This is a genomic window from Erwinia sp. SLM-02 (assembly GCF_037450285.1).
GTDB lineage: Bacteria > Pseudomonadota > Gammaproteobacteria > Enterobacterales > Enterobacteriaceae > Erwinia.
In genome coordinates this window covers 121,259-135,552 of the sequence record NZ_JAQISN010000004.1, presented here as the reverse complement: position 1 = coordinate 135,552, position 14,294 = coordinate 121,259, and the positions used below count along the sequence as shown (strand labels likewise).

The 14,294-nt window shown below is 56.1% G+C and carries 10 protein-coding genes; 3 read left to right on the top strand and 7 right to left on the bottom strand.

Features of this window, described 5'->3' with window-relative positions; genetic code table 11:
• Window positions 1–8 precede the first annotated feature (8 nt).
• Complete coding sequence (locus PGH32_RS19845) at window positions 9–1,199, bottom strand: MFS transporter (protein ID WP_337894915.1); 1,191 nt, start codon at window positions 1,197–1,199, stop codon at window positions 9–11.
• Between the two features lie 225 nt (window positions 1,200–1,424).
• On the opposite strand from PGH32_RS19845, the gene PGH32_RS19840 reads away from it, so the two are divergent.
• A complete protein-coding gene (locus PGH32_RS19840) occupies window positions 1,425–2,333 on the top strand; it encodes a LysR family transcriptional regulator (protein ID WP_337894914.1) in 909 nt (302 codons plus the stop codon).
• Between the two features lie 18 nt (window positions 2,334–2,351).
• Here PGH32_RS19840 and argE read toward each other — a convergent pair whose 3' ends face one another.
• From argE to PGH32_RS19820, 4 genes are read right to left on the bottom strand one after another with little or no spacing between them, the layout of a single operon-like run.
• Window positions 2,352–3,500 carry an acetylornithine deacetylase gene (argE, locus tag PGH32_RS19835; protein ID WP_314424031.1) on the bottom strand — a complete coding sequence of 383 codons (1,149 nt, stop codon included), beginning with the start codon at window positions 3,498–3,500 and terminating at the stop codon, window positions 2,352–2,354.
• A complete protein-coding gene (locus PGH32_RS19830) occupies window positions 3,493–4,167 on the bottom strand; it encodes a DUF1028 domain-containing protein (protein WP_337894913.1) in 675 nt (224 codons plus the stop codon). Before PGH32_RS19830 ends, argE begins: the two co-directional genes overlap by 8 nt.
• Window positions 4,164–4,592 carry a RidA family protein gene (locus PGH32_RS19825; protein ID WP_314424025.1) on the bottom strand — a complete coding sequence of 143 codons (429 nt, stop codon included), beginning with the start codon at window positions 4,590–4,592 and terminating at the stop codon, window positions 4,164–4,166. The genes PGH32_RS19830 and PGH32_RS19825 overlap by 4 nt, the downstream gene beginning before the upstream one ends.
• Before the next feature lie 57 nt (window positions 4,593–4,649).
• On the bottom strand, window positions 4,650–6,059 hold the full coding sequence (locus PGH32_RS19820; protein WP_337894912.1) for a purine-cytosine permease family protein: 1,410 nt from the start codon (window positions 6,057–6,059) through the stop codon (window positions 4,650–4,652).
• A gap of 326 nt (window positions 6,060–6,385) precedes the next feature.
• Here PGH32_RS19820 and PGH32_RS19815 point away from each other — a divergent pair, with 326 nt between their 5' ends.
• Window positions 6,386–7,660 carry a flavin-containing monooxygenase gene (locus PGH32_RS19815; RefSeq protein ID WP_337894911.1) on the top strand — a complete coding sequence of 425 codons (1,275 nt, stop codon included), beginning with the start codon at window positions 6,386–6,388 and terminating at the stop codon, window positions 7,658–7,660.
• Between the two features lie 67 nt (window positions 7,661–7,727).
• Here PGH32_RS19815 and PGH32_RS19810 read toward each other — a convergent pair whose 3' ends face one another.
• Together PGH32_RS19810 and PGH32_RS19805 are read right to left on the bottom strand one after the other, a co-directional pair.
• Window positions 7,728–9,164, bottom strand: coding sequence for a DNA cytosine methyltransferase (locus PGH32_RS19810; RefSeq protein WP_443112811.1), 1,437 nt, complete (start codon window positions 9,162–9,164; stop codon window positions 7,728–7,730).
• Window positions 9,165–9,220: 56 nt separating this feature from the next.
• Window positions 9,221–10,201: a metallophosphoesterase gene (locus tag PGH32_RS19805; protein WP_337894910.1), complete on the bottom strand. Its 981-nt coding sequence runs from the start codon at window positions 10,199–10,201 to the stop codon at window positions 9,221–9,223.
• A gap of 898 nt (window positions 10,202–11,099) precedes the next feature.
• Here PGH32_RS19805 and PGH32_RS19800 point away from each other — a divergent pair.
• On the top strand, window positions 11,100–14,294 hold the full coding sequence (locus tag PGH32_RS19800) for an autotransporter outer membrane beta-barrel domain-containing protein (protein ID WP_337894909.1): 3,195 nt from the start codon (window positions 11,100–11,102) through the stop codon (window positions 14,292–14,294).

The window sequence follows — 14,294 nt, the reverse complement described above, 5'->3', positions numbered from 1 at the left end:
TTACCGGGTTATCCGCGCTTTTTTATCGATATCAGCGTCAACATCGCCACCATCACCGGCACCAGCGATCCCCACAGTACGGCATTCCAGCCGAACAGATGCAGCAGCGCGCCGGAAGAAAACGAACCGATAATCATCACGCCAAACACGATGAAATCATTCAACGACTGCACCTGGGTTTTCTCTTCGGGGCGGTGGAAATCAACGATCTGAGCGGATGCGCCGGTAAAGCCAAAGTTCCAGCCAACGCCCAGCAGGATCAGCGATACCCAGTAGTGCACGATTTCGGTTCCGGCCAGCCCGGCCAGCACCGACAGACCGGTGATCGCCAGCCCCGCGGCGGCAACGCGTGAGGCGCCGAAGCGGCTAATCAGCCCGCCGGTAAAGAAGCCCGGCGCATACATGGCAATCACGTGCCACTGAATGCCCAGGTTGGATGCCTCCTGCGAGATGCCGTGCATATGCATCGCCAGCGGCGCGGCGGTCATCAGAAAATTCATCACCATATAGGCCACCGCGCCGGTAAATACCACGCGGGCAAAACCCGGTTGGCGAACAATTTCAGCCAGCGGCCGGCCAGCGGCACCGGCCTTACTTTGCGCCACCGGCTCGGCCGACTTCACGCCAGAAAGCACCAGCGCTGAAATCGCGGCCACCAACGCCTGGGCAATAAAGGTCATCGCAAAGGTGTGCGGCGGCCAGAGATCCATGGTGCCGGTCACCAACATCGGGCCGATAACGCCCGCCGCCACTCCGCCGCCCATCACCAGAGACAGTGCGCGCGCCCGGCGCTCTTTTGCCACGCCATCGGTGGCCGCAAAACGAAACGACAGCCCCACCGCCGCATAGGCTCCGCCCATAAACGCGGCCAGGCAGAACAGGAAGAAAGAACCGATAACCACCGCCAGCGCGGCGGCCAGGCCGGTGATCACCCCGGTGCCGGTGCCGAGCATAAAGGCGGCTCTGCGCCCCCGCTTTCTGGCGAATGCGCCGAGCGGTAAAATACAGGCGGCCATCCCCAGCACGAAAATGGTCAGCGGCAGGGTGGCCAGCGTGCTGTCCGACGCAAGGCTATTACCAACAATCGCGCCAGTGGTATAAAACACCACGGCATTGGCACCCGCCAGCGCCTGAGCGGTCGCCAGGCGGAAAATATTGCTTTTCTGTTGCTGCAGGGGCAGGGTTATCTCAGCGTTCATGCGATCTCTTTAAACGGGTTAAATGCCCGATCCCGGGCACCATTCTCTAACTCTCAGATAACAGCATTACCGCCGTGACCACAATGTCAGGAGCTGTCCTTGACAGCCTTAGCGTAAAGATAACCCGCTTAAACTGACTGCAAAATTCGTGAAGTTCAACACAGATAAACGCTTTATCGCCGCCATTTTGCCGGATATGATCCTGAGAACGAATAAGGATGGACTATGGCAAACTACACATTGCGTCAGCTGAAGTATTTCGTCACGACGGTTGAATGCGGCAGCGTGGCGGAAGCTTCCCGCAAGTTATTCATCGCTCAGCCTTCAATTTCCACGGCGATAAAAATCCTGGAAGAAAGCTTCGGCGTGCAGCTATTTATCCGCCACCACGCACAGGGCGTATCGCTGACCCCTTCCGGCACTCGATTTCACCGTAAGGCGGTTAAGCTGCTGCGAATGGCTCATGAATTTGAGCAAAATGCGCTGGCGGATACGGATATTGTGGCGGGAAAAATCGATGTCGGCTGTTTTGAAACGGTGGCACCGCTGATCCTGCCCAGGCTGATCCACGGTTTTAAGGCGCTTTACCCGGGTGTGGAAATTATGATCCGCGACGGCGAGCAGCATGAACTTATGCAGGGACTGGCGGCGGGGCGTTTCGATGTGGCGCTGCTTTATCAGCACGATCTCGACAATTCTCTTACCGTTGAGCCGCTGGTCGCCCCAAGAAAGCCCTATATTCTTCTGCCTGCCGCCCATCATCTGGCCCAGCTCAGCGCGGTTTCCCTGTCGGATCTCGCCGATGAACCGATGATCCTGCTGGATGTCCAGCCCAGCCGTAACTACTTTATCAGTCTGTTTACCCGCGCGGGTATCACCCCGGATATCGTGTTCAGTTCGCCCTCTATTGAGATGGTGCGCGGTATGGTCGGCTACGGCTTTGGTTTTGCCGTGCTGGTGACCCGCCCGAGTGGAGAATGCAGCTACGATGGTCAGCCGCTGAAGATGGTGGAGCTGAAGGATGAGGTCGAGGGTTCCGGGCTGGCCGCCGCCTGGCTGGCCGGGGATCGACTGACCAAACCGGCCGAGCTGTTTGTGGAGTATTGCAAAGCCGAGCTGCCCGGCATGCTGTAAAACGGCCCGGCGCGCCGCTCAGGCGCGCAGCCACCGGGTTAGATTCCCCAGCATATTCATGCAGGACTCAAGCTGGGCCACGCTGACGTACTCATCCGCTTTATGCCCCTGTTCCATACTGCCGGGGCCGCAGACCAGCGTGGTGATCCCCGCCTCGTGAAATAAGCCCCCCTCGGTGCCAAAGGCAACGGTGGTAAAGCAATCGCTGCCACTCCACTCGGCCAGCAGGCGGGCGGGGGCCGAATGCGGGTCGGTCAACAGACCGGGATACCGGCTGAGCGGCTGAAACGTCACGCTGCAGTCGTCGGATTTTTGCCTCATGGTGGGTAATAACGCCTGCAGGGCATACTGCCTGATGCGGTCAATCACCGCGTCGGCCGGCGCATCGGGCAGGTGGCGGATCTCAAAGTCAAACTGGCAGGACTGCGGCACGATATTCAACGCGGCTCCGCCGGAGATGGTCCCAACCTGCAGCGTACTGAACGCCGGATCGAAGCGGCTGTCCTGCACCTCGGCCAGCCGTTCACCTTCATCCATCAGCCGGGCAATCAACCTGCTGGCGTACTCAATTGCGTTTACCCCCTGCGGCGCATAGGCGGAGTGGCAGGCGTGGCCGCGCACGTCACAGCGCATCGCCACTTTGCCCTTATGCCCGTAAACCGGCCGCATTTCCGTGGGTTCGCCGATAATGCACAGCGCCGGTTTATCCACCGCATCGGCCAGCAGGTCCGTCAGGCTGCGCACGCCCAGGCAGCCGACCTCCTCATCGTAGGAGAACGCCAGATGCAGGGGCTGGCGCAGCGGCCTGGCCACGAATTCCGGCACGGCGGCCAGCACGCAGGCCAGAAAGCCTTTCATATCCGTGCTGCCGCGTCCGTAGTAGCGGCCGTGCCGTTCCGTGAGTGCAAACGGCGGTACGCTCCACGCCTGGCCATCGACGGGCACAACGTCAGTATGACCCGAGAGCATCACACCCCCCGCCCCCTCAGGCCCGATACGCGCGTACAGATTCGCCTTACTACCGCTGTCGTTATGCAGCAGCCTCGCCGTTACGCCGTGTTCAGCCAGCCAGCCCTGAATAAAGTGGATCAGGGCAAGATTCGATTCGCGGCTGGTGGTATCAAACGCCAGCAGCTTCGCCAACAGATCGCGCACCGGGCTACTCATCGCCGGGTACTCCATAGCCGGGCGCACGTCGTGGGTCCAGCGCCCGCGTCAGATAGTCCTGCGCCTGCGGTTCCCAGGCCTGCCAGAGTGCGGCCAGCCGGGCGACAGGTGCCTCGTCCGCCCAGTCAACCCGCAGGTCGACCAGCGGCCAGCTGTGATTGCCCACCACTTTCAGCGCGGCAGAGTGAACCGGCCCGGCTTCGCCCCCCTCGGCAAGCCCTGCTTCCATAGCGGCAATCAAACGCTGCGCCAGCGCACCCCGTTCCTGCTCAAAGGCGCTGACCATGGCGACAATCACCTTCTTTCCGGCCAGCATATTCCCGGCCGCCACACACTGCTCACCCTGAACGGCATGATGTAACCCCAGCGTCCGGCTGCCGCTGAAAACGGCGGTTCGCCCTTCAGCGCCAATCACCGTGACCTGGCGATACTGGGCATGTTCATCGCGGGCAAGGGCGGCGTCTAACGCGCCCTGTACGCTGGCACCCTGGTGTAATGCGGCGAGAATTTCCGGTCCGAGCGCCGGCAGGGTGATGTTCTGGCTGGATACCGCGCCTACGCCGCTCAGCACCCACGGGCAGCGCGCGCCCACGGCCATACTGGAGGAGCTGACGGCAACGCCAAACTGCCCGGTTTCTTCACAGCGGGCGGCAATTGAAAAGGTCACAGCGCCTCCTCATCCGGAATAACGGCAATCACGTCGATTTCCATCAGCCACTGCGGCTGCGCCAGTGCCGATACCACCAGCCCGGTCGAAATAGGGAACACCCCCTTGAGCCACTTTCCCACCTCCTGGTAGACCGGCTCGCGATAGCGGGGATCGGTAAGATAGGTGGTGGTTTTAACGATATGCGAAAGATGGCTGCCCGCTTCTTCCAGCAGCTGCTGCACATTTTTCATTGCCTGTTCCGCCTGCGCACGCGGATCGCCCAGCCCCACCAGTTTACCGGTAAAGTCGGTACCCACCTGGCCACGAACGTAAACGGTATTGCCCGCCCGTACCGCCTGGCACAGATCGTTATCCAGGCTCTGGTTTGGGTAGGTGGCTTTGGTATTAAACATGCGGATGCGGGTATGCGTAGGTTTGTTCATCAAACGACTCCTGTAAAACGGGTTAAGAAGGCCGTGCAGGACGGCCGGTGGAATAGGTTAACCAGCAGGGTGAGCGTAGTTCTGCTGCCTGCGGCGGTAGGCGCTGTCGCGGCTGGCCAGCCAGTAATACAGCGGCGAAGTGACGGCCAGGCCAACCAGCCAGGAGAGGTCGGCACCGTTAATCCAGGCGGAAACGGGGCCGACGTAGAGCGGGGTGTTCATAAAGGGGATCTGCACCACAATGCCAATGCCGTAGGCCAGCAGCGCCTGTGGGTTATAGCGGCCATAGATCCCGCCATCCACCTTAAAGATTGAACTGATATCGTAATGACCTCTGTGGATAGCGTAAAAGTCGATCAGATTAATCGCCGTCCAGGGAACCAGCACCACCAGCAGCGCCAGCACCAGATCGATAAAGTGGCTGATAAAATCCGCCGAGGCGAAGATGGCCGCCACGCTGCAAAGGATTAGTGCGATGACCGACAGCACCGACCGGCTTTTGCTGCCGGGGATCCAGCGCCAGAAAAAGGTCTGTACCAGGGTGATTAACGACATCACGGCCCCATACAGGTTAAGCGCGTTGTGGCTGATCACGCTCAGCATAAACAGTACCAGCATCAGCGGACCGATGGCCCCGGTGGCAATCCTGACGGCCTCCATGGTTTGCAGCCCGGACGGGGTGGCCAGCACCGCTACGGCACCAAAAATAAACGACAGGCTGGAACCCAGCGTGGACCCCAGATAGGTGGTCCAGAAGGTACCGGCGACGGAAACATTTTCCGGCAGATAGCGCGAATAATCAGAAACATAAGGGGCAAAAGCGATCTGCCACAGCGCCGCCAGCGATACCGTTGCCAGCCAGCCGTAAAGGGAGAACCCACCGCGGGTCAGGAAATCCGCCGTGTGAATGTGCGTAAAGATATAGCCAAAACCCAGCACGATGCCGATGCCCAGCACCCAGGTTCCGATACGGTTCAGCACGTGAATAAACCGGTAGCCGATAATCCCGATAATCCCGGACCCCACGGCACCGATAACAATGCCCACCGGCAGCGGGATGCCGGGCACAATACCGTGCAGTGATTCACCCGCCAGCACGATGTTCGAGGTAAAAAAACCCACGTACATCACCCCGGCAATGGCCACCACCAGCAGCGAACCCAGTGAGCCAAACTGGGCACGGCTCTGAATCATTTGCGGGATCCCCATCTGCGGCCCCTGCGCAGAGTGCAGCGCCATCAGCGCGCCACCGGCCAGGTGCCCGACCAGGATGGCAATGACTCCCCACAGTAAATTCAGATGAAAAAGCTGAACGCCTAACGCACCGGTCACGATAGGCAAAGGGGCAATATTCCCGCCGAACCACAACGTAAACAGATCGCGGGTTTTACCGTGACGATCGGCCGGGGGAATATAGCCTATGGTGTGTTTCTCAATCAGCGGGGGCGATGTTTCTGTTGGCGACATGGCAGGCTCCAAAGTCAGAAATTGCAGGGGGTTTCGAGGCGTCGACGCATCGTTTTTTTAATGAGGCGATAATGCGCACTCTTTTTCCGACGGGTAAATTAGTATGTTTATGCTCAGAGAGAATGAAAAAACTTGGCAGGACAAGCCAGTAGGGATTTAACGAAAATGCAACAAATGAGGGCCACATAACATCGGGAAACAGAAAGGCCCCCCAGACCGTCTGCATCGTTAATTTATCGTCAATAACGAACTTAATAATATTTTACCGTATCTGATTCGCTCCCTAGGCTGACTCTGACGATTCTATGAGCCCTGAGGAAACAGATATGTCACCAGAAATCACCCAAATCGATACGCTGATTGTCGGTGCCGGTCAGGCAGGCGTGGCGATGAGCGAACACCTGACGCGGCTGGATATCCCCCACATCGTGTTAGAAAAAAATCGTATTGCGGAAGCCTGGCGTACCGGGCGGTGGGATTCACTGGTAGCAAACGGCCCCGCCTGGCACGACCGCTTTCCCGGCATGGCATTCCCGGAAGCCGATCCTGAGAGCTTTGTACCGAAAGAACGCGTTGCCGACTATATGGTGGCCTACGCCAGCCGCTTTAATGCCCCGATTCGCACCGGCGTTGAGGTCAGGCGGGTCGATCGTAACAGCGGCAGACCCGGCTTTAGGGTAGAGACATCCGCAGGCGTTTTTGAAGCCCGCCATCTGGTCGTGGCGACCGGCCCTTTTCAGTGCCCGGCGATCCCCGCTATCGCCCCGCAGTCCCCGGAACTGACGCAGATGCATTCGGCACATTACCGCAATCCCGCCCAGCTCCCCGCCGGCGCCGTGATGATCGTCGGCGCAGGTTCCTCCGGCGTGCAGATTGCGGAAGAGCTGAATCGCGCCGGTAAAGAGGTGTATCTCTCCGTTGGTCCCCATGACCGTCCACCCCGCAGCTACCGCGGACGCGATTTCTGCTGGTGGTTAGGCGTGCTGGGTCTGTGGGACAAAGCGGCGACGGAACCGGGGAAAGAGCACGTGACGATCGCCGTCAGCGGTGCCAACGGCGGCCATACGGTCGATTTTCGCAAGCTGGCGGAAGAGGGCGTCAGGCTGGTTGGTCGTACTAAGCGTTTTGCTAACGGCATCGCGGAGTTTGAAAACGATCTGGCGCAGAACATTATCCGCGGGGATGAAAACTATCTGTCGCTGCTGGATGCCGCCGATGAATGGGTTGCCCGCAACGGTGAGGATCTGCCGGAGGAGCCGCAGGCCCGGAATATTCGCCCCGCACCTGCCTGTATGACCCGACCGGAGCTGCAGCTCGATCTCGCCGGGAAGAACATCACCACGATTATCTGGGCGACCGGCTTTACCGCCGACTATCGCTGGCTGAACGTCAGCGCTTTCGATGCGCAGGGTAAACCCCAGCACCAGCGCGGCGTATCATCGGAGCCAGGGGTCTATTTTCTGGGTTTACCGTGGCAGTCACGCCGTGGTTCATCATTTATCTGGGGCGTCTGGCACGATGCGAAATACATCGCCGATCAGATCGCTATCCAGCGTCATTATCTCGACTGGCGGCAGGCACCGTCTCAGCGGAAGGAATAGCGTTAACGTAACGGTTGAGGGGGTCGTCCCTGTCGGAAAGGGGACGACGCTCCGCTTTACGGCCCTGTCAGCCTGCCGTTTTCGCCGCTTTCCGGGTTTTCTTCACCGCTTGTAAAATCACCGGCTCCAGCAGCCGGGCGACGGCAGCAAAAGCGGGCACCACCACCGAATTACCAAACTGACGGTAGGACTGGGTATCCGACACCGGGATACGGAACGCCTTCTCGCCCGGTTTTTCAAAGCCCATCAGGCGGGCGCATTCACGCGGCGTCAGCCTGCGCGGGCGATGCTCAAGATTGGCCTCATCGTGGAAGGTTTTCTCCCCCAGCGCCTTGTCCCATCCCCGGTCGACAAGGATCTCGGAACCGTCCTTGTGATAGCGTGCGGAAAGGGTGCGCGACACCACCTGGCGATCGGCCGGTGACACCAGCCCGTAGCCAAATCCGTTACCTTTTGCCTGGTGCTTCCTGGCGTAGTTGTAGAGGTACTCCCACAGCTTTACCGTCAGGATATATTTGCTCTCAACCTGTTTATCCAGCAGATCGGCAAAGGCCGGGCGCTGCGGCGGATAGAACTTCGCAATATCACGCAAGGTAAAATTCTTCGCCAGTTCAAGATCGCGACGAAAACCCACCAGCACGATACGCTCGCGGTGCTGCGGCAGAAAATGTTTGCCGTCGATAATTTTGGGATCGCCCGCGCCGTTGATATCCGCATCGGCCACGTCGTAGCCCAGCTCATCCAGCGTTTGCATAATTATCCGGAACGTTTTGCCTTTATCGTGGCTTTTCAGGTTTTTTACGTTCTCCAGCACGAAGATAGCCGGCTTTTTGACGGTGATAATCCGCGCTACGTCAAAGAACAGCGTGCCCTGGGTATCACATTCAAAGCCGTGCGCCCGACCGAGAGAGTTCTTCTTGCTGACGCCCGCCAGGCTGAAGGGCTGGCAGGGGAAGCCCGCTAACAGCACGTCGTGCTGGGGGATCTGCCGATCGATATGGGCATAGGCATCCGCTTCGGCCACCTCGGATTTATCGCTGAGCGTTACCCTGCGGATATCGGTATTAAAGGTATGAGCGGTTTCATCGTTATACCAGTTAGCCCGGTAGGTTCTGACCGCATGAGGATTCCATTCGCTGGTAAACACGCACTGGCCGCCAATCGCTTCAAAGCCGCTGCGAATGCCGCCAATCCCCGCGAAAAGATCGATAAAACGGAACGGATAGTGGGGATGATGCGCCGGGGGCAACGGGAGCATCGCTTCCAGCGCCTGGGTCTCAGCCGGAGTCAGAGGGGCCAGCACGGATTTACCGCTCGCCCGGCGGATCACCGACTCGCGCGTCCAGCCGTCGCCACCGACCGACTGCAGGCGCTCGGCAACGGTCCGTCGATCGTAAATTTCCAACACCCGCAGCAGCAGTGCGAGATCCTCCGCGAGGCGGGCCTGTAATCCTTCACGGGAACCGGCCATCAGCGGCTGCACGGCGGGCGGTAATTCTTTCATGACGATATTATTCCGGATTAATTTCGTGACAGGCTATCACATAATTGACCCGGGTTTTACAGGCTGCGCTCGCTATCCACTTCCGGTGACGGCTCGCGGTGGTTTATTGGCAGGATCCGGCTGATTTCGCCGCCAAAACCGGTGATGGTTAATCGCGTTCCGCTCAGTTCGGCGACCGCAAAAGGGACGTCATCCGGTCCGTCGAGCATCCCCTTGAGGGTGATAAAATCCGTATTTCCGCGCCGGTAGTAGCCGCCGCGGTGGTCATGGCCGGCAAAGTAGGCGCGCACCTGGTAACGGCACAGCAGGTCCGCCACCGCTTCCCCGTTCCACAGAATGTGTTTTTTCAGCGGTGCCAGCGGATAGTGGCCAAAGACGATCACCGTTTCCCCCAGCGCCTGCGCCTGCTGCAGATTCTGCTCAATCCAGGCCAGCTGTTTATCGCCCACCGCGCCGTTCCAGCGCTGTGCCTGCGGCTGCTGCTGCACCAGCAGTTCATCCAGCTGCGCGCGTGCCTGCTCCAGGTCGTCGCCGTTGCCTTCGTTGCAGTAGAGGCTGATGTCATTACCGTCGATCACCAGGAAACGATAGCCGCTGAGACGGAAGTGATAATAGCTTTTTGGCAGGCCCAGCGGCGGCGTCTGCGCCGCAAGCCGATCGGAAATCACCTGGGCATCGTGATTGCCGACGATCGCCGCATGCGGGTGGCGCAGCGCGTCATAGCGCGGCAGCAGCTCGCTGTAGCCGGACCAGTGGCGATCGACCAGATCGCCCAATGTGGCAACAAAGTCGAGCGGCAATTCATTCAAGGCGTCGATTGCCGAGGAGAGCTTACGCAGGCCGTGTCGGTAATAGAGGTTATTTTCCAGGTCGGGATCGGCATCCGCATACTGCGGATCGGCAATCAGACCAAAGCGCAGAATAGTGTCGGTCGGGGCGGGAGAGCGTAAAACCGGGGGCTGGTACAGGATACCGGCTTCGCCCAGCGCCAGCCGCTGCGGCTGAGTAAGGGGGTGAGGTAACGCTTTACAGGTCATCGGACAGCAAATCCTGGCAACAGAAACTAAAGTCATATCCTGGCGGGCAGAAATGACGTTTTTATTGCCGGAAGGTGACGCTTATACGACAGAGAACCGTTTACCCACCACCTGATTAATCCGGAAAATAGATCTCACCCGTGGCGCGTTCAATAATGATTAAAAAAAAATTCAGCCGGCATATACACTGCCATCAGGCGTAGCGATTATCGATAATGGAGATAATATGCACAGAATTTATTTGATAACGATCGTGCTTGAGTATCAGTTCGAAAGACTGAAATACCCCAATCAACCTGTACAAACGGGCAGTAGGTCACGGCTAAATTAAAAATGTAATAACCTCAAAACAGAGAGCGAATAATTTCTGGTATTTTTAATTTCATGCCCAAACAGGACAATACTCCAATGGTAATTAAAACCGCTTAATTTCCCTGCCGTTACCAAATTTCAATGATCTCTCACCCATAATGATGGAATCTCATAAGAAAACGAAATCCCGGCACAGCCAATTTAGGTATGAAGATTAAATGTCGCGGCATTCGTTTTTTTAGTATCAAACTCTGACAATCTTCCTTTTTTATCCTATATGTTAAATCACCATAATTTTGTCATTTATTTTTTTGATTAAATCAATAAGATTAATTTATCATGCTGATGAGTTTTTTTTGCTTTACAGTCATTATCTGCAATCAACAGGATTCATAATATTCAGTTAATTTTCAAGGAGGATAATTTGCAGGAATTCTATTTCTTCTAAGACAATTCTGGATTTAGTTTTTCGCTGAGATAATTATCTTATTTCTGGCGTGAGATTTTATGTTTAGAAATTAATGATATAAAACAGGAGCCAGTGAGGCGAACTGTTTAATTGTTTATTATAAAAGGAATTGCAGTGATGAAAAAAACCAGTTTCAAGCTGAGCACGTTGGCCGTTTCTGTCATCGTCAGCCTCAGCGGTGCAGCTTTTGCGGCCGGCACACCCCCTTCTGTCGCCGTAAAAGATAAGCCGGCATTAAGCCAGGATGCTCAGGGCCAATATATTGGCGGTGGCGCGGTATTTATTGGCGGCAGCGACCTTCCCATCACTAATAACGTTGTCACCGGTACTGAATGGGAAGCGATTAATACCGATACAGAAGGTTTTAATGCGCTGGTGAACAGCAGCGGTTATAAAGACTATCTGAATGCCGCTGTTCCCAGCCTGCCTGGTGATGCTAATTATATTCTTTTTGAAGACTACCAGCGTGCTGTACACGGTGAGCGTCAGGCTAAATCAGTGACTGCCGGCGGTTATTCTGTTCCGGTCGGCGTTGTTGATGGTCTGAAAATGGGCACTGAAAATAATCGCTATCAAAAGACCCAATCCGTCACGCTGTATCAACGTGATGCCAGCGGTGCTATTCAGTATCAGAAAAAAGCCGACGGCACCTTTGCCCTTGATAACGCCGGTAAGAAGATCCCGCTGACCGTGACGAAAGTCGTTACGCTGAATCAGAACTCGGATGTTTATATCAAACCGGTTGAACGCACGGGTGGCGTATTTGGCCTGCAAAATTCGGCAATCTATTCTCAGGTTCAGAGCCTGAATAACCGTGTGGCTGCGGTTGCCGTTGATGGAAACCTTCAGGAAACAGCAACACACGATCGCGCACGTGACCTTCTGATGGTGAAAAACACCACCATTGATAATACGCTTGACGTGGACTCCGTTGCGGTTAATGCCTCTGGGAACCCGCAGGGCGAAGAACATATTTATACTAAACGCCCCACTGCTACCGCGCTGAGCATTAACAGCAGCAGCGTTAACTACGGCGTTGACAGCAAAGGGAATCATATTGTTGCCGATGAAACACTGACTCATCAGGTGGCTAAAACGGCCAATGTCGTTCTGGATAATGCCCAGATTACGGCAAAAAACATCGCAGCGGTCCGTGCAGATGATAACTATGACGGTAGCCATAAGAACAACGGCAGCTATGATCGTCTGGCGGATAAAGGTTCTACCGCCGTGGCTATCAGCGGTTCGGGTCTGTTTGTTTCCGTCACCAATAGCTCCACGCTGTCGGCCGGCGTAAACAACGCGGGTTCAGCATTGAAAATGTCTGGCCACGCTAACCGTGTTGACGTGAATCATTCCACGCTGAACGGCAATGTTAATCTGAGCCACGATGGTTATATCCCAACCATTAACGTCACCGTCGTTCGCGATGCGAAAACCGGCGACTACGTTGCAAATGGTGCAAGCGTGACTAACCCGCAGGTTATGGATCGTGAACACAATGGCACCACGCTCAATTTGACCAATAACTCGGTCATCAATGGCGATATAACCGCGGGTGGTACAACGGGCTATACCGTACAGCTGACCGACGTGACGAATGCCGATGCGCCGGTCGTGCTGACGCAGGGCGCGATTGACAGCACGGTCTCTGCCGCGGCTATCTACAATAATGCGGTTAACAGCGTGAGCAGCACGATTCTGGCCAACGCAGGCAATGCGTGGACGCCAGTCCGTGTGAGTCTCGATCGCAGCACCCTGAACGGTAAAGTGGGCGGTATTACTAACGTCGTACGCCCTGATGGCAGCCGCGTTTCCTCCTGGAACCCGGATATGGCCGTGAAGAACGGTGCCGTGTGGAATGCGGCTGCAACCGCTGACGGATATCTGGCCATCAGCGATGTTCATGATATGAACCTGTCGAACTCCAGCCTGAACCTGATCAATCTGAATACCGATTCCGCAACCCTGGGCGACCGCGGTCGTTATGAAGATCTGAGCGCAGCACGCGTGGTGGTTCACGGCGCGCTGACTCAGGATAAAGACAGCAAGGGCCAGTATCAGACCTCGGTTATCACCGTGGGTAAAGCCATTCCTGAACCTTTGCTAGACCTGGGTGGTGATTACACCTACGGCTCCGTGCAGGTGAAAGGGTCAGCTAAGGGCCAGTACGAACTGCACATCGCTAACTCGGGCGTTGAACCGTATGTGAAAGAGGGGTATATCGCCGACCGCGATCGTGTTTCCGGTGTGAATGCGCACAGCTTTGTGAATTACCTGGATAAAGGCAGCGATGCCACCTTCACCGGCCGTACCGAACTGGGTGTCTATCAGTACGATGTCCAGGATGTTCAGAACGACAAGGTTCATGACGAACATAACGTTTACTTCAAAAACAATGGTTACCTGTCAAACAGCGCAGCAACGGCATTAAGCCTGGCGGCGTCTCAGGTGAATCTTGCAGCAATGGAGTCTGACTCGCTTAACCAGCATATGAATGCTTCCCGTCATGCTCATGATGATGGTGGTGTGTGGATCTCTTACTACGGGGGTAAAAACCACAACACGACAGCGGCAGGTGCGGGCTATAGCTTAGATACCAATGGTGTGATGCTGGGTGTTGATAACCTGTTTGATGCGAAAAATGGCGGTAGCTGGCTTGCCGGTCTGGCATTCTCAAGCGCACGTTCTGATTTGCACGTTATGAACAGCAGTGGGGATCTCGACAGCTATGGCGCGCAGTTCTATCTGTCCCGCCGCTTCGAAAATGGCATCTTTGTTGATACCAGTGCGCAGTTCAATCATTTCAGCAATAATGGCGACGTGCGTTCCATGGACGGCCAGCGTTCAAGCTCCGACTTCTCTACAAATGGCTACGGGCTGGGCATGAAACTGGGCTATACATGGGAAGACAGCGGTTACTTTGCTGAACCTTATGTTAAAGCTACCGGCCGTACATTTGACAGTATGCACTACACCATGAATAACGGCATGCTGGTTAACGGTGACGACTATAAATCTATGGTGGGTGAAATTGGTACAGATGTCGGTTATACCTTCGAACTGAACCAGGGATATATTAAACCGTACCTGCATTTTGCCGGCCTCAACGAATTTGTTGACAGCAATGAAATGAAACTTAACAACGTTAAAATGAATAACAGCATCGACGGTGCCGCATTCCAGATTGGTGGCGGTGCAGAAGTGAAGCTGATGAAAAACGTTGGTGGTTATGCCAGCTTTAACTACACCACCGGCGATAACCTTGAGCGTCCGTGGCAGGCAAACGTAGGCGTTAATTACTCCTGGTAA

Excerpts from the sequence above, each read along its gene's own strand:
- PGH32_RS19845 (WP_337894915.1), bottom strand. The coding sequence starts at position 1,199 with ATGAACGCTGAGATAACCCTGCCCCTGCAGCAACAGAAAAGCAATATT.
- PGH32_RS19840 (WP_337894914.1), top strand. The coding sequence starts at position 1,425 with ATGGCAAACTACACATTGCGTCAGCTGAAGTATTTCGTCACGACGGTT.
- argE (WP_314424031.1), bottom strand. The coding sequence starts at position 3,500 with ATGAGTAGCCCGGTGCGCGATCTGTTGGCGAAGCTGCTGGCGTTTGAT.
- PGH32_RS19825 (WP_314424025.1), bottom strand. The coding sequence starts at position 4,592 with ATGAACAAACCTACGCATACCCGCATCCGCATGTTTAATACCAAAGCC.
- PGH32_RS19820 (WP_337894912.1), bottom strand. The coding sequence starts at position 6,059 with ATGTCGCCAACAGAAACATCGCCCCCGCTGATTGAGAAACACACCATA.
- PGH32_RS19815 (WP_337894911.1), top strand. The coding sequence starts at position 6,386 with ATGTCACCAGAAATCACCCAAATCGATACGCTGATTGTCGGTGCCGGT.
- PGH32_RS19810 (WP_443112811.1), bottom strand. The coding sequence starts at position 9,164 with ATGAAAGAATTACCGCCCGCCGTGCAGCCGCTGATGGCCGGTTCCCGT.
- PGH32_RS19805 (WP_337894910.1), bottom strand. The coding sequence starts at position 10,201 with ATGACCTGTAAAGCGTTACCTCACCCCCTTACTCAGCCGCAGCGGCTG.
- PGH32_RS19800 (WP_337894909.1), top strand. The coding sequence starts at position 11,100 with ATGAAAAAAACCAGTTTCAAGCTGAGCACGTTGGCCGTTTCTGTCATC.